The organism is uncultured Roseivirga sp., from assembly GCF_963973945.1.
GTDB lineage: Bacteria > Bacteroidota > Bacteroidia > Cytophagales > Cyclobacteriaceae > Roseivirga.
This window is the reverse complement of sequence record NZ_CAXBBV010000002.1, coordinates 1-18,750: the sequence shown is the minus strand read 5'-3', so window position 1 is coordinate 18,750 and position 18,750 is coordinate 1. Positions and strand designations below refer to the sequence as shown.

Here is an 18,750-nt window from a genome sequence, read left to right as displayed (position 1 = left end):
CCCACCAAAAGTTGAGACCAAATTGATCACTCAATTCAGTAACCTATAACCATTTAATATACAGAATTTTTGGAGGGTTATTCCTAGATTTAAAAATCATGAAAACACCAAAGACGCTGCTTCCGTTTTTTGCATTTGCCTTTCTCCATTTGTTGGCCAGGCTAATGGATTTTCCTACCATGGCCGATTTCACCAAACCACTTTTAATGGTGGGTTTGATGATTTATTTCAATAATGAAGTACCGAAAACGGTACTGAGCAAATTTGTGAATGCAGCCCTCTTTCTCTCTTTACTGGGAGATGTTTTCTTGATTTTCTCCGATGCTCAACCCATCTTCTTTCTGCTGGGTTTGGCTTCATTTTTACTCGCTCACCTAGTCTATATTTTCCTTAACCTCAATTTGGTAGATACGGAAGACCGAAAACTAAAATTCAGGTGGCACGATTTACTCTTTGGTATTTACGGCCTTGTGATATTTCAGCAAATCAAACCAGGTTTGGGGGATATGATGATTCCTGCCCTACTCTACACCATCGTGATTTGCATTATGGGCATTACCGCCAGCAAGCGCTGGGGCAAAACAGACAAAACCAGTTTTTGGTGGATTATGATTGGCGCCTTTTTCTTCATCATCAGCGATAGCATTTTGGCCATCAATCAATTTGGAACACCCTTCCCGCAAGCTGGTTTCCTAATTATGCTTACTTATATTATCGCCCAATTTATGATTGTTAAAGGGATTGTTGGGTTTATTAAGGGGCTTAGTATTAACTAAATAAGCGGAATTCAAATCACCCTTCAGTATAAATGCCAATTCATAATATTCACTAGAGTTAGTCTACTCTACTTTATCCTTCATTAATAAAAACTTACTCCCTTAAGCTATTTCTTTAAGGCTAGGAAATCCCATTCCATAAAATTCTTGGTGGCATGAAGTTTGTTATTAACATAATTTTAAATATTGCTTTTCAATGAAGAGTTAAGTTCATTTTTTTTTAAGGCGATATGCACTAGCAAACGCCATCTAACCAAAACGACTTAAAATGCAAAAACCGAGTACCACTGCCTACCATCTTTCGGTTCTACTTCTGTTATTTGTAAGCTCCAATCTATTCTCCCACCAAAATCATTTAACATCCGATGCAGCACTAGCCGATAAAATCTATATCCAAACAGACGGCCAGGTATACACCCAAGGTCAGACCATCTGGTTTAAGGCGATTGTTGTCAACACTGACCACTTGCCCTCTGCCAATAGTGGAGTGTTATACGTTGACCTCATTAGCCCAACTGAGGAGATCGTGCAGTCAAAAATAATCGATGTTATTGGAGGTAATGGCACGGGTTTTTTTGAGCTTTTTAAAAACACGCCCCCAGGCCTGTATTTGATCAGGGGCTATACCGAATGGAACAAGAATTTTGGTGAAGGCCACTTTTATAAAGAATACATTCGCATATACCCAAAAAACCAAGAGTCAATTAAAAAACAGCTTATACAGAATGTAGTGCTGGAGAAAAATACTGACACCGATATTTTCAAAGCCCAACTTGTGCCTTTGCAACTCGACAGCCTTCACAAAGGGAGCCTTGCTGTGCATCTTACTGTAGATGGGATCAAGGACTCTACCACACTAAAGCCCACAAGAGACGATACTTACCAGCTGGAATATGAAATGCCCAAAGAGTCTGGATTACTGTCCGTTAAACTCACTACCGAAAACGGAAAGATTTATTCCCAAACTTTTCAAGTAGGAGAAGGCGACATAGACTTACAATTCTTTCCTGAAAGTGGCGACCTTGTCGATGGTTTAAGCAGTAAAGTAGGCTTTAAAGCAATTGGGCCAGATGGAAAAGGGGTTGAAGTTGAAGGGCAAATAATGGATGAGGAGCGAAATGTCATCACTGAGTTCAAGAGCAATGCCTTGGGCATGGGCTACTTCTTAATCATGGCAAGCAAAAACCAGAAGTATTATGGCAAAATCTCTAAACTCATAAACAACAAGTTTGTAGACGCTTTGTATCCATTATCAGCGGTCAAGGACAACGGAGCAGTCATGTCGGTGAGAAAAAAAGAGACGAACATCGAACTGAGGATAAACACGGTGGGCATGAAAAGTGATTCGGTAGCATTGGACATTGAAAGCAGAGGTATTAACTACATAAATACTAAGGTAAAGCTCAATGAAGATGGTCAGCTTTTTTTAACTATACCAGAAGTCGAATTGCCAGATGGCATCGTAAGCATTGTTTTAAAAGATAATAATAGGGTTCCAATGGCCCAGCGATTGTTGTTCAACGAAGCATTAAACGGGCGTCTAAAGATTACGGTATCCACCGACAAACAAACATACGCCCAACGAGACCGCTCAAGGCTAAAGGCTAAAATAGAAGATAACAGTGGAGGTTTGATGGAAGCCAATGTGTCTGTAATGGTGATCAACAAAAATGAAATGGGTCAGATTCAACAAAACCGCCATAACCTGCTCTCCTATATGTTGGTAGGTTCAGAACTCACAGGGCATATTGAAAACCCAGCAGCGTATTTCAATGCTGACAATAACGATAGATTTTCTGACCTAGACGTACTTATGCTCACCCAGGGCTGGAGCACATACAACTATAAGCCTATGCAACTGCCCCCCCTTAAGTTTCAACCCGAGAACAGTCTAAAAATAAGTGGCACCATAACCGGAGGTTTGGGCCGAAACAAACCTTTAGAAGGTATTCAGTTAACCTTAACAACTTTGTCTGATTCTCCATTTTTTGACATGGTAGAGTCTGACAGCTTGGGCAGGTTTTCTACCTCCTTACCCAATACATACGATGGTGCCACCATGGTAATAATGAAGACTGGGAAAAAGGATAAGGCGAAGACCTTTAATCTCGATTTAGATCAGAATACAATCCCAAGCGTAAGGTTCGAACATAAAAGAGAAATTGAAAAAGTGGACAGTGTGGTGTATCAATTGTTGGTAAAGCATCAAGAGAGAACAATGATAGAGTACGCCTTCGATTCTACTTTAAGAGATTTGGGAGAGTTTGTGATTGAGGACTATTATATGAGTCCTTTAAGAGAAGAGGTAATAAAAAAACACGGAAAGCCTGATGTGTTTGTGGACGGTGATGAGCTTAGGCAGAAAAAGTTAAAATGGAGTGACAGATTCGGTAGTGTAATAAAATATCGGTACTCACCAGAAATGTTTCATACAGAATTTCATATTACACCAGCTGAATCACCATATAAAGGAAAAGCGCTTGACTTTATAAGGACTGCTGGAGAAGAAGCCACGCTATATTTAGTAGATGGAATACTCGTATTACCAATAGACTATGATTTAGTACCTAACATTCCCATTAGTGAAGTAAAGAGTTTTGAAATTATAAGGCAGCCAGGGAGTTTCACTAAAAGCCTACTTGAGCTTTTTCCTTATGTCTTTAAAAACCCCTATAAGATTTACAGCTATTTATCCATTTACACTTATGCAGGGTTGGGGATTAACGGTGTTACAAAGGCAAAAGGCATTTATAAAGAAGAGGTACCCACCTTTTCACCACAGAGAGAGTTTTATGTGCCAAAGTATGAGGTACTGACAAACGAAGACTGGATTAGACCTGATTACAGGGCGCTGGTTCACTGGGTACCAAGCCAAAACACGGATGTTCTTGGAGAAGTAGAAACTGCCTTTTACAATGCCGATAAGCTCGGAGAAATGATGGTAGTGGTTGAAGCAATTTCACTAGATGGAAGAATTGGCTATCAGGAATATACTTACGAGGTTGAAAAAAGGAATCGCTAACAATTATGCTCATTATGTTGGGTACTATGAGTGAACCCCAGAGTACACACAGATTAAATATAGTAATTTTAAAACCACCAAGTATGATAAAGCCCATAAAACTGTTACTTATCGCCTTCATCCTAACCTTTTTGAGTGCCCATAAAACCTTTAGCCAAGAAGTATCCATTTCTAACGTTTTTACCTTTGGCGGAAATGGATCAGATGGAGGACTAAACATTTTCAATAAGAACAACGACTTAACGATCTATCTAGGGCCAAGACAACTTGTAAAGGATGGAGCAATATCTAACCCTACCCTGTGGTGGAACAATACCTCTGGAAAACAAGCTACTGCTGTTTTTCTAGTTAACGGAACCAGGACTTCTTTTGGTCGAGCTCAACCAATTATTCGGCCAGTGCCACTTGGACGGAGAAAGACAGGTATCGATGCAGTGTCAAATTTTCAGTTCTATTATTGTTACTGCACGGCTAACCCTGATGTGAAAAATGTAAATTATGCCCTGCCTGTAAGCCCCAATAAAACAGTAACTGTAGAAAAGGGATCGAAAGAATTCGTGCAAGGTGATAATAATCGACTAAGTCGATTTTTCGGCACCCTATTTAAACTACAGAAGGGTGACACCATTCGTGCGGCACGTGGAGGTTTAATCGAAGAGGTAGTGTTGTATGCAGAAAAAGAGTTTGAGCAGATCAACCGTTTAAAAGTGAGGCATGCCGATGGCACAATATCGGACTACTTTGGTTTCGAAGCACACTCCGTCACCGTTAAAAAGGGTGACGAGGTCTTTACTGGAATGCCTTTAGCGAGAGCAAGTGGTACTGAAGTGCCTAATTCATCTGATTTGCTTTTTACTGTATCTTATCTAAAGTTAGATGTTCAAAAGGAATTTGACGATTGGACTTCAATAGTTTTTATGGACCCTACATTTAAAACCAGAGACTATGAAGGACCTTTGATGGACAACAAAAGCTATGTCGGTTTCATCAATACTGACCTTATCATTCAAGAGATGTCAGGGAGGGTGAAAAGGGAATTCAGGCGAAATTCAGGAAGAAACTCAAACTATGACTAATATTCAAGTGTCCTTCTTTAGGTTAAATAGGATTTTGAGAATTGAAAGTTCGCCTTTCCAATACCAGCTTACTTATATTCTTGCCCAGTTTACGATTGAGGGGAGTTGTGGAGTTTATTAAAGGCCTTAAGGCGAGCGAGTAGTTACTACTTCAAATCGAACTTATAAACCTTTTTCACGCCTAAGCTATCGTCTTCGGCTATACCGTAAATGGAGTTATTCTTATCAAGATCAAAGCTCCGCAGATACTTATCAAGTTCATAAGCCTTTATTAGTTCACCATCCCAATTCACAATAAATAAGTATGATTTATTAAGCCCAGAATTAGGGTACCCTTCCTCAGTTAAGTACTCGTTTTGACGAAGCCCACTGTACAAACCATAAATGGCCTCACTCGTAACCTTCACATCAAGAAATGCATAAACGACCACATCAGGCACAAACCATTTTGATGGTTGAGAAAAATCAGGGTCTAGGGCATCTCCAAAAATAATATCCTTTTGCAACTCGCCCTCCATATTATAAATGCTCAACTGATTAAAAAACTGATAGGCCTTTACCAGTAATCGCTTTTGAGGTTCAAAAACCAATTTCCCCTCATACAATGTAGGTCGCTTCTTTTCAATAGGTTCATTCGTCACTTTTGGATGAAACGGACTCCAGTCTTTAACTTCTGTTTGTGTATTGAAGAAGAAGAAATTCCCTTTACCTTCTGTATTATTTGCTCCAATAAAAACACTGTCAGCAAATCTTATAAGATTAGAGTCATCAATTAGCCCTGTTGGGATAAGTACTTCCTCAGTAGGATAACCTTCACCCGTGAGTATATTTTCTCGATCGAAATATTTGAAACGACTCTTATTTATATCATGTACCCAAATACCTCCATCTTCTTCATACTTGATACTAGGCAACTTAAATTCATTTGGTCCATCGCCATCTCTTCCGAAAGAATTAATCGGACTCCCGCTTAAAGAATAGAGCTGAAATTGCTCTACCAAACAAGGGTCTAGTAAGACCATAACAGAGTCAATCACCTCAATTTGGCGAAAACAACCTTCTCCAAAAGCCTTTACTTCTTTACCAAGAAGCGGTTTATAGCTTTCAATACTAATGTTGGAAGTAAGACTATTAACTTCGTCTGTCGAATTCTGGCAAGAGAAAACAAGTAACATAGTAAATAAAAAGAGGCACTTCGACTTCATACTTAGGATTTAACAAGTCATAAGGTAAAAAATATATTAGAATGATTACTTAACAACCCACTGGGTTCAGTACTTTCTTTACAATAACATGAAAATAGAGCTATACCAGTCTCATTCTTCGCCATTCCCAAAAGAAAGTGCCTTCCTTTTCGCCAAAACCTTAAAGCGGATAAAGAGCGTAATGGCGGCAATACTCAAGCCGGTTAGCAGGCCGTACCAAACACCTTCAGGGCCAAAGCCCAACACAAAGCCAAAAAGATAACTGACCGGAATACCGAGCACCCAATAGGCCACAAAAGTGATTAGAGTAGGCACTCGAACATCAGACATACCTCTAAGCGAGCCTAGCCCCACCACTTGCACTCCATCTGACAACTGGAAAAAACCTGCCACAATAATCAATGAGCCTGCTATTCTTATTACTTCTGGGTCATCGATATACAGTGTTGGGAAGAAATTATGGAAAACGATGTATACTACGGAACAACAGGCCATAAAAATAAGCGCCATCATAAAACTGGTATTGCCAGCGCGATTTAAATTGAAAGCATCTCTTCTCCCCACTTGGTTACCAATACGCACAGTAGATGCTGCGGCAATACCTGTAGCCATCATATAACTGAGTGAAACCAAACTCAAAGCAATTTGGTGTGCTGCCAAAGGAACTACTCCAAGCCTTCCCATAAGCAATGCTGCTCCAGCAAAAGCACTTACCTCGAATACAAACTGGGTTCCACTCGGCACTCCAATTTTGAGCATGGGTTTAAAGTAGGCAGCAGTAATATTAAAGATTTTGAAAGCAGCGCTGTAATACTGTGTTCTTTTACTCCTTCCTACATACAGCATCATGCCTACGGCCATAAATACCCTAGAAATTAGTGTTCCCCAACCCGCTCCAATTAGGCCCAATTCAGGAAAACCGAACTTTCCATAAATTAGAATGTAATTGAATAACACATTGATCAGGTTGGCACCAATGGTAATAAACATGGTCGGTTTGGTGATAGAAAGCCCTTCGGCAAACTGTCGGAAATTCTGAAAAAGCATCATCGGAATCATCGAAAAAAGGATGACATAGAAGTATGGTTTTCCCAACCTTATTACTTCTTCGGGTTGAGAGAAATTATCGAAACCAAAAGACAAGAGGTAGCCTAGTAATACCAACACTAAACTGGTACTTAAACACAAAACGATTCCATGGCGGAGCAGTCGAGTGATTTTATTGCGGTCGCCTTCACCATCTGCCTGAGCGACTAATGGAGTGATGCCATACGACACACCAATGCCGAACATCAGAAATACCATGAGTACATTATTGGCAAAAGAAGATGCCGCCAAAGCTTCTGGTCCAATTTGGCCTACCATAATACTATCTACAATCCCCACGGTAACATGGCCTACTTGGCTCAACATTACTGGATAGGCAAGGTTAATCGTTTTGCTGAAATGTTGTTTGTACGATAGTTTCTCCAACATCAGATTCCTTTTTTTCTTGCAAACCTCATGATTGCCGCTACGCTTAAACTATCGGTAATGCGGCCATCGAGCACCATTTCTAACACTTCAGTAAAGGGTAATTTTTGGATAGAAATATCTTCGGTATCGTCAAAATTGGTTTCACCCTCAGTAAGGCCAGTTGCTAAATAGGCGAATCCCACTTCGTCTGTAACAGAATTGGAGGTGTGGATTTTACACAGAAATTCAAGTTCTTGGCAATGAAGCCCAGTTTCCTCTTTCAGTTCGCGCTTGGCTCCTATTTCTAAAGTTTCGTTTTCGGGTACTGCGCCCATCGGGATTTCCCAGCTATATTCATTCAAAGTATATCGATACTGCCCAACCAGCCAGGTATTCATTTCTTCATCAATGGGAAGAATACCTACCGCTCGACCTTTGAAAGACACCTTCCCATAAATCCCTTTTCCACCAGAAGGATTGATCACATTAAACTCATCGACTCTAATCCATGGGTTCTCGTAAATCAGTTTTCCATCTAAAGTCTTCCAAGGGTTTTTATGCGATTCCATGCCGCAAAATTAGACATATGTTTCAGCATCCAAATCAAAGTTTTAAGTTTGGGCATGTTATTATCAAATTTTGGCTCTGGAAAGATTGAAGCGGGTTGTGATGAGGCTGGCCGTGGCCCTTTAGCAGGCCCAGTAGTAGCCTCGGCTGTTATTCTTCCTGCGGATTACCGGAATAAACTGCTCAATGATTCTAAGCAACTGAAAAGGGCACACAGAGAGCAGCTTGAAATTGAAATCAAAGCCGAAGCCTTGGCTTGGGCGGTTTGCGAAGTAAGTCCAGAGGAAATTGATGAAATCAATATTTTGAATGCCTCATTTTTGGCCATGCACCGCGCGATTGACCAACTAAAGCTAAAACCCGAGCTACTACTTATTGACGGAAATCGTTTTAAAGTCTATCAGAGTATTCCTCATGAGTGCATTATAAAGGGCGATGGAAAGTATTTATCCATTGCCGCGGCTTCCATTTTAGCTAAGGTAGAACGAGACAGAATTATGAGTGAAGCAGCTCAACAATTCCCTGGTTATGGCTGGGAAAGCAATGCGGGCTACCCTACTAAAAAGCACCGTCAGGCCATAAGAGATTTGGGCATTACACCTTTGCACAGAAAATCTTTCAAGTTGTTGCCAGAACAGATGGAGTTGTTTTGATTTCTATGGGAATACTAAAAAACTGGAAGCTCCTTTAATTTAAAATCAATCAGAAAAAATTCAAAGCTAAGTCATGCTGTAAGTTCCGAAGTCTCGGAATTTCAGTAACACAGGAAAGAGAGTTAAAAACAGCAGACGAATTGTGATTCGTGAAAAGATCCCTACGGGATGACTACATAACGGGCGCACTCAGTTCAATCCTATAGATTGGCTATAATACGACTAGTAAACCCTTGGATAGTTCGCTGGACAGCATCAAAAAAAAGACGACCCATGGCAGCAGGTCGTCTTTTGTATTTAGGTGAAAGATTTTAATCAATCTACATTGTCGTGTAGAAATTTATTGTTGCCCATAATTTCATCATCATCATTCAGGTTATAACGCGACACATTGCTTTCAGATGAAGGCGGTGCATCGTTTAACCTTACTTGTCTACGCTGATAAGCAGGAATTTCAAGCTTTTCCTTGATGTCATCATTTTTCATATAATGACTACCAGAAGTGCGCAATTTTTCTTCTCTTAACCTCGCTTGTTGCTGAAGTTTATTTCTCTTCATTTCCAAGAAATCCTTGTAGCGTTGTTCTTCATGATCTAACTCAATGCGTTCATTACGCATTCTGATATCTGGATCATCATTCGCTTCTGGACCAACTTCTTCAATATCATACTTTTGAGCTAGTTTTGATAAGAAAGTATAACCCGAAATGATATTATCATCATCGCTATCGTCCTTATTTTCTACTTCATCAATTTCATGACGAGGCTCTGGTTTTTCAAAGCCTGCGCTGAACAATGAAGATTGAGTTGGTTTCTGAACAAACGATGGTCTTTCAACATTACGCTCGATTGGTTGATTGCTCTCTAAATCAATCACTGTCTTTTTTGTAGCAGCTGGTCTAGCTTCTACCAATGGCGTTTCGAAACCCGTTGCAATCACAGTTACGCTAATGCTTTGTCCGTGCTCTACATCAATACCGTGACCGAAAATCACCTCAGCATCGTCACCTGCTTTGTCTTGGATGTACTCAGTGATTTCTGTAAGCTCATCCATTTGAAGTTCGGCTTCTTCACCAGAAATAATAGAGAGTAAGATTTTCTTAGCACCCAAAATATCTTGGCTGTTCAATAATGGAGAAGAGATGGCCATTTCAGCAGCTCTTAATGCTCTTCCTTCACCTTCGGCAGAAGCAGAGCCCATAACAGCAGCACCAGCGCCTTTCATTACGGTTTGAACATCCATGAAATCGACATTTACATAACCAGGAACGGTAATGATTTCGGCAATTCCTTTAGCGGCTGTGGTTAAAATATTATCTGCTTCAGCAAATGCTTTACTGATTGGCAGGTTACCATGGATTTCTCTCAACTTATCGTTGAGGATGACCAACACGGTATCACAATTTTCTTTTAATGCAGCAATGCCGTCATTGGCTGCATTCATTTTCTTTCTTCCTTCAAAACCAAAAGGAGCCGTAACAATACCTACAGTTAATAGATCCATGTCGCGGGCAATTTTGGCAATAATTGGAGCCGCACCAGTTCCAGTACCTCCGCCCATTCCAGCAGTGATAAATACCATTTTGGTATCGTCACCTAGCATTTGACGAATGTCTTCTTTGCTTTCTAAGGCGGCATTTTTTCCTACCTCAGGGCTAGCGCCAGCACCAAGGCCTTCAGTAAGACCGATGCCGATTTGCAACCTATTTGGAATAGGACTGCTTTTTAATGCCTGAGCATCGGTGTTACATACTATAAACTCCACATCCTTAATCCCTTGATTATACATGTGGTTTACTGCGTTACTTCCTCCGCCACCAACTCCAATCACTTTAATGATCGATTTGTGATGCTTAGGAATTTCGAACATATAAGATTCTGCCATGATTATTATGTTTAAGCCTGAAGTCCGAAGTCCGAAGACCGAAGACAAAAACAGGCGTTTGTTATTTTATCTTATTTTTAAATGCTGTCATCATGTTCATCAAGTTGAATGATGTGTCATAAACAGCACTGAATTCACTTTTTGTGATATACTTTCTTCTGTCAGCTTTATAAAGACATGTCACGGTTTCGGCCAAAGAACGAATGGCGTATCCCATAAACTTTCTATACTCGGGGCCTGACTGCCCAATTGAGCCCTCTGAAATATTAAGAGCAACAGAATCGGCAGCTCTAGACATTTGAGAAGAGAGGTTGAATTTTTCTCTATCAGGAAATCTCATTGTCATACTATTGACTACTTCTCCCAAATCCATTGCTTTCTGCCAAATCAATAAACTCTCAAATTTGAAACTCATACCTCAAATATTATTACCAAACTAACTTCCAACTTCGGCCTTCCTTCTTCCAACTCCTCAATACTCTCCTTTATCCTGAAAATCATCCATCAACAAACCTTTTGTTTTGTCGATAAGCCCCTTGAAGAAATCTGAGCTTTTCTTTGCGCTCTTCATGGTTTTCTTTCCTGAGGCCACCTGATTTTGCATGTAACGGTTTTCTCTTTCATCAATCGCCCTAAAGCCTGAAAGTACTAAACCAACTGTGGTCGCATACATTGGGCTCTTAATTGCTTCAACTTTACTCTTACCAAGGTGTTCGTTAGGATAACCAATTCTGGCATCCATACCCGTCATGTATTCAAACAATTGTTTTACATAACCCAATTGAGAACCACCTCCTGTAATTACAATTCCGCCTGCCAATCTGCTGGCATACCCTGAGGTGATAATTTCGGCATGAACCAACTCAATGATCTCTTCCATTCTGGCCTCAATAATGTTGGCAAGGTTACGGATCGAAATTTCTTTTGGTGGTCTATTTCTTAAGCCTGGAATTGAAACGATTTCATTTGGATTGGCCTCTTCTGCAATGGCCTTTCCGAATTTCGTTTTTAATAGCTCGGCTTGGTTCTGCATTACTTTGCAGCCTTCCTTAATGTCGGAGGTGATGATATTACCACCAAAAGGAATGACTGCTGTGTGTCGGATGATATTGTCGTGGAAGATTGCGATATCGGTAGTGCCACCACCAATATCTACAAGGCAAACGCCAGCCTCTTTTTCTTCATCACTCAAAACCGACATGCTTGAAGCCAATGGTTCTAAAATCAGATTTTCGATTTCTAAACCGGCTCTTCGCACACACTTATTGATATTTCTGATCGCATTGGTTTGAGCAGTGATCACATGGAAATCTGCTTCAAGCTTAACGCCCGACATACCAACTGGATCTTTAATTCCTTCTTCATAATCCACAATGTAATCTTGCGGCATTACGTGAATAATCTCGCAGCCTGGAGGCATCACGATCTTATGAATGTCGTTCGATAACCGCGTTAAGTCGGTTACTGTAATTTCGTCTTCCACCACATCGCGGGTGATGCTACCGTGGTGTACCGAACTCTTGATGTGTTGGCCTGCAATACCCACATTAACCACATTGATTTCAATACCCGACTGCTCGCTTGCTTCAGCAATTGCCTTTTCGATGGCGATAACGGTTTTATCAATATTGGTTACTATACCACGGATTACTCCATCAGAAACGGCTTTACCCATTCCCAATACTTCGAGCTTTCCATACTCATTCTTCGTCCCCACAATCACACAGATTTTCGTGGTTCCAATGTCTAGTCCGACAACTATTTTATCTTCTTGCATGGCGTTGTTTGTATTTTATATTTCTGAGCTCCAATGCTTATAAACCTGTCACGTTCACTCACATTCTCGCCTTAAATTCACTTTTTCAAATCAGTCGCAAATGAGCTGATCTTTGTACTCTACGTTTACTCTACTGTATGTATTCCAACCTTTTGTTGGCATAATTTCTTTGAAGAAAATTTCGAGTCTTTTAAACTTCGACTTAAAATTTTCTGCATAACCAAATTCAAGTTTTTGATCTCCTACTTGAGGAATCATCACCACTTTTCCATTTTTGCCTACCACCAATTGAGCAATTTGCATGTTCCAAAACTTGTCCTCACTAATGTATTCTATGAGGTCATACAGCTTTTGATCGTACTCATTTCCTTCAATACTTTCTTTGGCAGTCAACCCGTCCATATAGCTACCAGAAAGCACTAAAACTCTTGCTGTATATTTACTTGAAACAGGTAAAATATCGCCTTCTTCGCCCAAATAAGCTTGTTTTCCGTTGTCTGCAATAATTCTTGCTATTGGTTTATTTTGGGTGGCTTTTACTACCAAATGACCGTTTAAGTCTCTAAACACCTGAGCGTCCTTCACAAAACTGTGCGACTCTACTCTTCGCTCAATTTCTTTCAAACTCACTCTTCCGTAGGCATCGCCCAAAACGGTATCTCCTTTGTTTTCCAGAATGAGTGACATCACATCCTCTTCATCAATAAAAAAGTTTTCATAGGTATTTTCTATGTCCACTTCAATATCATCAACCCTGTATCCAACCTCTCTTTTATCGATAAAACTGATCATAGATAGCAGAAGCGCTGAAACTCCTGTAATTCCTACGACCCTCCAAATTGTCTCTTTTACTTTCATAACAATTCAGCTTTTAAAGGTTCTACAAATTTATCAATATCGCCTGCGCCAATGGTCAAAAGCACCTCTGGTTGCCAAGCTTTTATCTGTTCAATTAGTTGCTCTTTTTCGCAAACCATTTTCCTTTCCGCTGTCACGTTTTCCAGTAACATAGTGGAAGAAATCCCTTCAATTGGTTGCTCTCTCGCTGGGTATATATCCAACAGAATCACTTCATCTGCTAAGCTCAAACTCTCAGAAAATTCTGGAGCAAAATCTCTTGTGCGACTGAACAAATGCGGTTGAAAAACAGCCGTGATTCTTTTGTTCGGATAAAGCGCACGCACCGACTTCAGTAATGATTCAATCTCTACAGGGTGGTGTGCGTAATCATCGATATACACTAAGTTTTCAGACTTAATGATGTACTCGAAACGCCTTTTCACTCCTTTGTAGGTACTTACTCCTTCGCGAATAGAGTCATCGTCTGCACCGAAATATTTGGTTACCGAAATGGCAGCCAATGCATTTTCTACATTATGAAAACCAGGTACATTCAAACGAATGCCTGCAATGGTTTTCTTGCTCGTTCTATAATCGAAAACAAAAGTTGCTTCTTCAATTCTCAGGTTCTCAGCAGTAATATCTGCCGACTCTAATGCATAACTGAAATGATGAACATTGTTCTCGCCTCCAAGTATTTGAGTTCCTACTCCTTGCTTCGCGAAGAGTTTACCTTTCTTTTCTATTTTACTTACAAACAGCGCAAACGACTCTTTTAAAGCATCTTTGTCACCGTAAATATCTAAATGATCTGCATCGATAGAGGTAACCACAGCCGCATCTGGACGAAGGGTTAGGAATGACCGATCAAATTCGTCTGCTTCAATCACCGCGATAGAATTTGTTTCCTCATTCATCACCATGTTTGTACCGTAGTTGGTCGCAATTCCTCCCAAAAAGCCCGTACAATCAATGCCCGCGGTTTTCATCAAATGGACAATCATTGAACTGGTGGTGGTTTTACCATGCGTTCCGGCCACCGCCACACTAATCATGCTTTCGGTAATTAAGCCCAATACTTGAGAGCGTTTCATAATATTGAAACCCTCTGCCTTGAGCCAAGCCCACTCCTTATGATCTTTAGGAATTGCTGGGGTATAAATTACCAAGACATCCTCTTTAGAGCTTTTTATGTTATCGCTGATTTTCGCTGGGTCATCTTCAAAATGCACCGCAATACCTTCGCTTTCTAATTGATTTGTTAGGGCAGTTGGTGTTTTATCGTAGCCCGACACAGCTTTTCCATTGTGCTTAAACCATCTGGCCAAAGCACTCATTCCGATCCCTCCGATCCCAAGAAAATATACGTTATGTATGTCTCTCAGCTTCACGCTATCAATTTTAAAATCTCGTCAACTATTTCTTCTGCAGCATTGGGTTTGGCCAATGCTTTTATTTTTTCACTCAGCCTTTCTTGTTTTTCCTGATCGTGGATCAACGCAATAGCTTCATCTATTAATCTTTCTCTGGCTTCTACATCTTTCACCAAAATGGCGGCATCATTATCTACCAAAGCTTTCGCATTTTTGGTTTGATGGTCTTCGGCCACATTAGGCGAAGGCACAAAAATTGTCGGCTTGGCTGCTATGCATAGTTCAGAAACTGATAATGCTCCTGCTCGCGAAATCACTACATCGGCTGCGGCATAAGCCAAATCCATTTCTTTCAAAAACTCGAAAAGAAGAATACCTTTTGCATCTCCAGAAGCTTCTAGTTTCTGTTTCATTTCAGCATGGTAAAACTTGCCACACTGCCAAATCACTTGAATTCCTTCGGCCTTTAATTTCTCTAAGCCTAGCACCATGCTATCATTAAGGGTTCTGGCACCAAGGCTTCCTCCTAAAATCATCAATACAGGTGCCTCACTGAAACCAAAGTGCTTCAAAGCAGCTTCTTTCTTTCCTTCTAAATCGACTATGTCTTTTCGTACAGGGTTTCCTGTAAAAGCAATTTTGTTGGCCGGAAAGAATTGTTCCATGCTAGGATATGCTACGCAAATCTTTTGCACCTTCTTTGCCAATAATTTATTGGTAAGGCCTGCATATGAATTCTGCTCTTGAATCACAGCTGGAATTCCTTTTCGCGAAGCCACCCTTAACAAAGGCCCACTGGCATAACCCCCAACACCTACCACCGCATGTGGCCTAAACCTTCTTATAATCCCAGCACTTTTGCCGAGACTATTCACAAGCTTTACTGGAAAAAGAAGGTTATCAAAAGTGAGTCTTCGCTGCAAACCACTGATCCAAAGACCGATGATTTTATAACCAGCCTCTGGCACTTTCTGCATTTCCATTTTTCCTTCGGCACCCACAAAAAGGATCTCAGCATCATCGAAACGCGCTTTAAAAGCATTGGCAATGGCAATGGCTGGGTAAATATGCCCGCCTGTGCCGCCTCCGCTGATAATGATTCGATATGGTTGTTTCTTTTCTATGATTATGCTTTTGCTGTATTTCTAATATCACCTGTTATAGGCGAAAAACTTTCTTGTTCTCCTCGACTCACGCTCAGGATAATTCCTAAGGCAAGTCCAGTAAATAGTAATGAGGTTCCACCCATACTAATTAATGGCAATGTTTGACCCGTTACAGGCCCTAAACCCACCACAACGCCAATATTTACCAAGGCCTGAATTACAATGGCGAAACTGAGTCCTGCTGAAAGCAGCCCTCCAAATGCTCTGTCACTGTTGGCCATTACTCGCATTCCTCGATAGAGCAGTATTAAATAGAGGAACAAAACGAACACGCCTCCAATCATTCCATACTCTTCGATAATGATGGCATACACAAAATCTGAATAAGGATATGGAAGGAAATTTCTTTGATCACTTTTACCTGGTCCTTTTCCAATTACTCCGCCTGTGGCAATAGCGATATAGGATTGCTGAGCCTGATAAGGAACTTCTTCTTGACTAATAAAGTCAGTTACCCTGCTAATTGCAGTTCCGCCACGCTGACCAAAACTCATGGCTAGTACGCCCACAAAAGCACCTACAACTACCAACATAGCCAAGTATTTAGGCGGTACTCGACCAATAAACAAAAGCAGCATGCAAGTAAGAAACAGTAAAATTGCGGTCGAAATATTGGTCATTGCTATAAGGCCGCAAATGGCGCCACACCATGCCAACATGGGAATTAATGATTCTTTGATATTGGCAATGTTCTGTTGCCTTTTGGCCAACATACTTGCTAAGCCAGCAATCAGGGCCATTTTAGCTAAATCAGAAGGCTGAAACTGCAAACCAATAAATGGCAATTCAATCCAACGAGAGGCTTCATTTACAGTAGAGCCTGCTTGCCATGCATAGAGCAATAATGGCACAGAAACGAAAAGTGCGTATCGGGTAATTTTAGAATAATAGCGGTAGTCGATTTTATGGGCAACCCACATTACCAACATAGCCAAACCCACCATAATGGTATGACGAATGAGATAATACTCCGTATTTCCCCCCATTTGCTTATAGGCCAAAGAGCCCGTAGCACTGTATACGACCAAAATACTAATGAGCGAAAGGCATAGCACCACCGCCCAGATGACTGGGTCGCCCTGAAGGTGTTTATCGGTCCATGCTTTTAGCTTAATCATTTCCTTAATTTTTGATTTAAGATTTTTGATTTATGAATTCACGTCAATCATTCATTTTTTGTCTTTATTATTCTTTGCTGTTTTAATTGAAGCAACTGTTATTGCTAGAATCTCATTAGCTTCTTTCATCAATTCCTTTATAATATTTATGTCCGTATTTTTAACAGCACTCAACAAATCCAAAAAGTACAGACATTCATCTGCCTCTTCCTCAACTATTTTGAGCTTATTAATAAAATCAGCAGTTGATTTCCCTCTACAAGCCGCCCTATAATTTGCTCCTACTGAAGTACTACATCTAATCAACTGTCGAGCGATTGTATCATAAACTAGTCCTTTTGGCAACCCTTCGATCATTCCAATCACCTTCAACACGAAGGCTCTTTGTCGTTGAATCATTTGTTTTTTGTCGAATGCCATAATTGTAAATCAAAAATCTTACTTCCTAAATCGCTAATTCCATTACAATTTTTCTAAACTGATCTCCGCGATCTTCATAGTTCTTGAACAAATCGAAACTTGCACAAGCTGGTGATAACAAAACCGTATCGCCCGGTGCGGCCAAATCTTTAGCCATTCTAATCGCTTTAATCAAATCATCAGTTGCCTGAATGCTGGGTACTATATTTTCGAAAGCCGTAAAGAGTTTCGAATTGTCCTTCCCCAAACAGATCAAGCCTTTTACTTTATTCTGTACTAAAGCCTGAATTAGGCTGTAATCATTTCCTTTATCTACCCCACCTGCAATCCAAACAATAGGTGCATCAACCGCATCCAAAGCGTAGTAAACTGAATCTACATTAGTAGCTTTTGAATCATTGATGTATTTCGCTCCATTGATTTCCCTTACAGGTTCCAATCGGTGCGGTGCATTTTTGAAGTTTTTAAAACCACGAACAATGGCTTCATCACTTACACCTGCCAAACTTGCTGCATAACCTGCGGCTTTGGCGTTGAGCATATTGTGTTGCCCCTTTATTGAGATACCTGCTCTGGGGGCAGATACCTCAACGTTTAAAGGGGTAAAAAACAACCTATCATTGTTTATCTCGGAAGCGTCTCCTCCGAGCGAATAAGGATGAACTTTCAGACCGCGAGCGGCTTTAGAAATGTTCTTCCCGATTTGGTGGTCATCGTTCCAATAAATGGCATGACCGCCCAGGTGTACAAGGTGAAATATGCGCATCTTCGATGCGATATATTTTTCGAAGTTGTGATCATATCTATCCAAATGATCTGGAGTGATATTCAATACAACTGCAATGTTTAATTTCAATTCGTAGCAGTCGTCCAGTTGAAAACTGCTTAATTCTAGCACGTACCAATCGTGTTGATCTTCGATCACCTGACGCGCTAAACTTTTTCCTACATTTCCGCCAAGACCTACGTTAAACCCTCCTTCTTTTAAAAGGTGGTAAGTCAAAAGCGTGGTGGTAGTTTTACCGTTTGTTCCTGTAATACCAATCAACTTTGCGGCCGTATGCCGAGCTGCGAATTCGATTTCGCCAATGATTAAATTCCCTTTGGCTCTGAGTTTCTTAATTAGAGGAGCTGATTCTGGAATTCCAGGGCTTTTAATTACCAAGTCACTTTCTAAAATTCGATCTTCTGAATGTTTTCCGCTTTCAAACTCAATATCATTGGCCTCTAACTCCTGAACATACTGTGCTTTGATTTGCCCCATATCAGACACGAACACGTCATAGCCTTTTGCTTTTCCAAGCAATGCCGCTCCTGTTCCGCTTTCGCCTGCGCCTAGTATGGTTAGTTTTCTTTTCAAGTGCTCAGTTATCAGTTATCAGTTATCAGTTATCAGTTATCAGTTATCAGTTATCAGT

General features: G+C 40.5%; 16 protein-coding genes. 4 read left to right on the top strand and 12 right to left on the bottom strand.

Going from position 1 to position 18,750, the window contains the following annotated elements; all coding sequences use genetic code 11:
- The first annotated feature begins 98 nt into the window (after positions 1 to 98).
- The 3 genes from AAC026_RS04410 to AAC026_RS04400 all read left to right on the top strand — a co-directional run bounded on the left by AAC026_RS04410 (position 99) and on the right by AAC026_RS04400 (position 4,874).
- A complete protein-coding gene (locus tag AAC026_RS04410) occupies positions 99 to 776 on the top strand; it encodes a lysoplasmalogenase (protein WP_339607613.1) in 678 nt (225 codons plus the stop codon).
- A 268-nt stretch (positions 777 to 1,044) separates the two neighbouring features.
- Positions 1,045 to 3,798: a hypothetical protein gene (locus tag AAC026_RS04405; RefSeq protein ID WP_339695335.1), complete on the top strand. Its 2,754-nt coding sequence runs from the start codon at positions 1,045 to 1,047 to the stop codon at positions 3,796 to 3,798.
- Positions 3,799 to 3,881: 83 nt separating this feature from the next.
- Positions 3,882 to 4,874: a hypothetical protein gene (locus AAC026_RS04400; RefSeq protein ID WP_339607615.1), complete on the top strand. Its 993-nt coding sequence runs from the start codon at positions 3,882 to 3,884 to the stop codon at positions 4,872 to 4,874.
- A gap of 146 nt (positions 4,875 to 5,020) precedes the next feature.
- On the opposite strand, the gene AAC026_RS04395 is transcribed toward AAC026_RS04400, so the two are convergent.
- The 3 genes from AAC026_RS04395 to AAC026_RS04385 all read right to left on the bottom strand — a co-directional run bounded on the left by AAC026_RS04395 (position 5,021) and on the right by AAC026_RS04385 (position 8,103).
- Complete coding sequence (locus AAC026_RS04395; protein ID WP_339695334.1) at positions 5,021 to 6,079, bottom strand: BF3164 family lipoprotein; 1,059 nt, start codon at positions 6,077 to 6,079, stop codon at positions 5,021 to 5,023.
- Between the two features lie 111 nt (positions 6,080 to 6,190).
- The gene (locus AAC026_RS04390) at positions 6,191 to 7,555 is read right to left on the bottom strand and encodes an MATE family efflux transporter (protein ID WP_339695333.1); all 1,365 of its coding nucleotides are present in this window, start codon (positions 7,553 to 7,555) and stop codon (positions 6,191 to 6,193) included.
- A complete protein-coding gene (locus AAC026_RS04385) occupies positions 7,555 to 8,103 on the bottom strand; it encodes an NUDIX hydrolase (RefSeq protein WP_339695332.1) in 549 nt (182 codons plus the stop codon). Before AAC026_RS04385 ends, AAC026_RS04390 begins: the two co-directional genes overlap by 1 nt.
- A 54-nt stretch (positions 8,104 to 8,157) precedes the next feature.
- Between AAC026_RS04385 and AAC026_RS04380 the strand changes: the two genes are divergently transcribed.
- Positions 8,158 to 8,754 (top strand): ribonuclease HII, encoded by a 597-nt coding sequence (locus tag AAC026_RS04380; protein WP_339695330.1) that lies wholly within the window; start codon positions 8,158 to 8,160, stop codon positions 8,752 to 8,754.
- Positions 8,755 to 9,069: 315 nt separating this feature from the next.
- Here AAC026_RS04380 and ftsZ read toward each other — a convergent pair whose 3' ends face one another.
- The 9 genes from ftsZ to murD all read right to left on the bottom strand — a co-directional run bounded on the left by ftsZ (position 9,070) and on the right by murD (position 18,692).
- Complete coding sequence (ftsZ, locus tag AAC026_RS04375; protein ID WP_339695328.1) at positions 9,070 to 10,638, bottom strand: cell division protein FtsZ; 1,569 nt, start codon at positions 10,636 to 10,638, stop codon at positions 9,070 to 9,072.
- Positions 10,639 to 10,699: 61 nt separating this feature from the next.
- Positions 10,700 to 11,053 (bottom strand): four helix bundle protein, encoded by a 354-nt coding sequence (locus AAC026_RS04370; protein ID WP_339695327.1) that lies wholly within the window; start codon positions 11,051 to 11,053, stop codon positions 10,700 to 10,702.
- Positions 11,054 to 11,110: 57 nt separating this feature from the next.
- On the bottom strand, positions 11,111 to 12,415 hold the full coding sequence (ftsA, locus tag AAC026_RS04365; RefSeq protein WP_339607622.1) for a cell division protein FtsA: 1,305 nt from the start codon (positions 12,413 to 12,415) through the stop codon (positions 11,111 to 11,113).
- A gap of 90 nt (positions 12,416 to 12,505) precedes the next feature.
- Complete coding sequence (locus AAC026_RS04360; protein ID WP_339695325.1) at positions 12,506 to 13,273, bottom strand: cell division protein FtsQ; 768 nt, start codon at positions 13,271 to 13,273, stop codon at positions 12,506 to 12,508.
- Complete coding sequence (murC, locus tag AAC026_RS04355) at positions 13,270 to 14,646, bottom strand: UDP-N-acetylmuramate--L-alanine ligase (protein WP_339695324.1); 1,377 nt, start codon at positions 14,644 to 14,646, stop codon at positions 13,270 to 13,272. The genes AAC026_RS04360 and murC overlap by 4 nt, the downstream gene beginning before the upstream one ends.
- A complete protein-coding gene (gene murG / locus AAC026_RS04350) occupies positions 14,643 to 15,755 on the bottom strand; it encodes an undecaprenyldiphospho-muramoylpentapeptide beta-N-acetylglucosaminyltransferase (RefSeq protein WP_339696012.1) in 1,113 nt (370 codons plus the stop codon). The genes murC and murG overlap by 4 nt, the downstream gene beginning before the upstream one ends.
- Positions 15,755 to 16,912 carry an FtsW/RodA/SpoVE family cell cycle protein gene (locus AAC026_RS04345; RefSeq protein WP_339695322.1) on the bottom strand — a complete coding sequence of 386 codons (1,158 nt, stop codon included), beginning with the start codon at positions 16,910 to 16,912 and terminating at the stop codon, positions 15,755 to 15,757. The genes murG and AAC026_RS04345 overlap by 1 nt, the downstream gene beginning before the upstream one ends.
- Before the next feature lie 51 nt (positions 16,913 to 16,963).
- Positions 16,964 to 17,332 carry a four helix bundle protein gene (locus AAC026_RS04340; RefSeq protein ID WP_339695320.1) on the bottom strand — a complete coding sequence of 123 codons (369 nt, stop codon included), beginning with the start codon at positions 17,330 to 17,332 and terminating at the stop codon, positions 16,964 to 16,966.
- A 25-nt stretch (positions 17,333 to 17,357) separates the two neighbouring features.
- Positions 17,358 to 18,692 (bottom strand): UDP-N-acetylmuramoyl-L-alanine--D-glutamate ligase, encoded by a 1,335-nt coding sequence (gene murD, locus AAC026_RS04335; RefSeq protein WP_339695318.1) that lies wholly within the window; start codon positions 18,690 to 18,692, stop codon positions 17,358 to 17,360.
- Positions 18,693 to 18,750 lie beyond the last annotated feature (58 nt).

Bases quoted from the DNA above. Each gene is read 5' to 3' on its own strand.
- AAC026_RS04405 (WP_339695335.1), top strand. From the start codon at position 1,045: ATGCAAAAACCGAGTACCACTGCCTACCATCTTTCGGTTCTACTTCTG.
- AAC026_RS04390 (WP_339695333.1), bottom strand. From the start codon at position 7,555: ATGTTGGAGAAACTATCGTACAAACAACATTTCAGCAAAACGATTAAC.
- AAC026_RS04370 (WP_339695327.1), bottom strand. From the start codon at position 11,053: ATGAGTTTCAAATTTGAGAGTTTATTGATTTGGCAGAAAGCAATGGAT.
- ftsA (WP_339607622.1), bottom strand. From the start codon at position 12,415: ATGCAAGAAGATAAAATAGTTGTCGGACTAGACATTGGAACCACGAAA.
- AAC026_RS04360 (WP_339695325.1), bottom strand. From the start codon at position 13,273: ATGAAAGTAAAAGAGACAATTTGGAGGGTCGTAGGAATTACAGGAGTT.
- AAC026_RS04410 (WP_339607613.1), top strand. From the start codon at position 99: ATGAAAACACCAAAGACGCTGCTTCCGTTTTTTGCATTTGCCTTTCTC.
- AAC026_RS04380 (WP_339695330.1), top strand. From the start codon at position 8,158: ATGTTATTATCAAATTTTGGCTCTGGAAAGATTGAAGCGGGTTGTGAT.
- AAC026_RS04340 (WP_339695320.1), bottom strand. From the start codon at position 17,332: ATGGCATTCGACAAAAAACAAATGATTCAACGACAAAGAGCCTTCGTG.
- AAC026_RS04395 (WP_339695334.1), bottom strand. From the start codon at position 6,079: ATGAAGTCGAAGTGCCTCTTTTTATTTACTATGTTACTTGTTTTCTCT.
- AAC026_RS04385 (WP_339695332.1), bottom strand. From the start codon at position 8,103: ATGGAATCGCATAAAAACCCTTGGAAGACTTTAGATGGAAAACTGATT.
- ftsZ (WP_339695328.1), bottom strand. From the start codon at position 10,638: ATGGCAGAATCTTATATGTTCGAAATTCCTAAGCATCACAAATCGATC.
- AAC026_RS04400 (WP_339607615.1), top strand. From the start codon at position 3,882: ATGATAAAGCCCATAAAACTGTTACTTATCGCCTTCATCCTAACCTTT.
- AAC026_RS04345 (WP_339695322.1), bottom strand. From the start codon at position 16,912: ATGATTAAGCTAAAAGCATGGACCGATAAACACCTTCAGGGCGACCCA.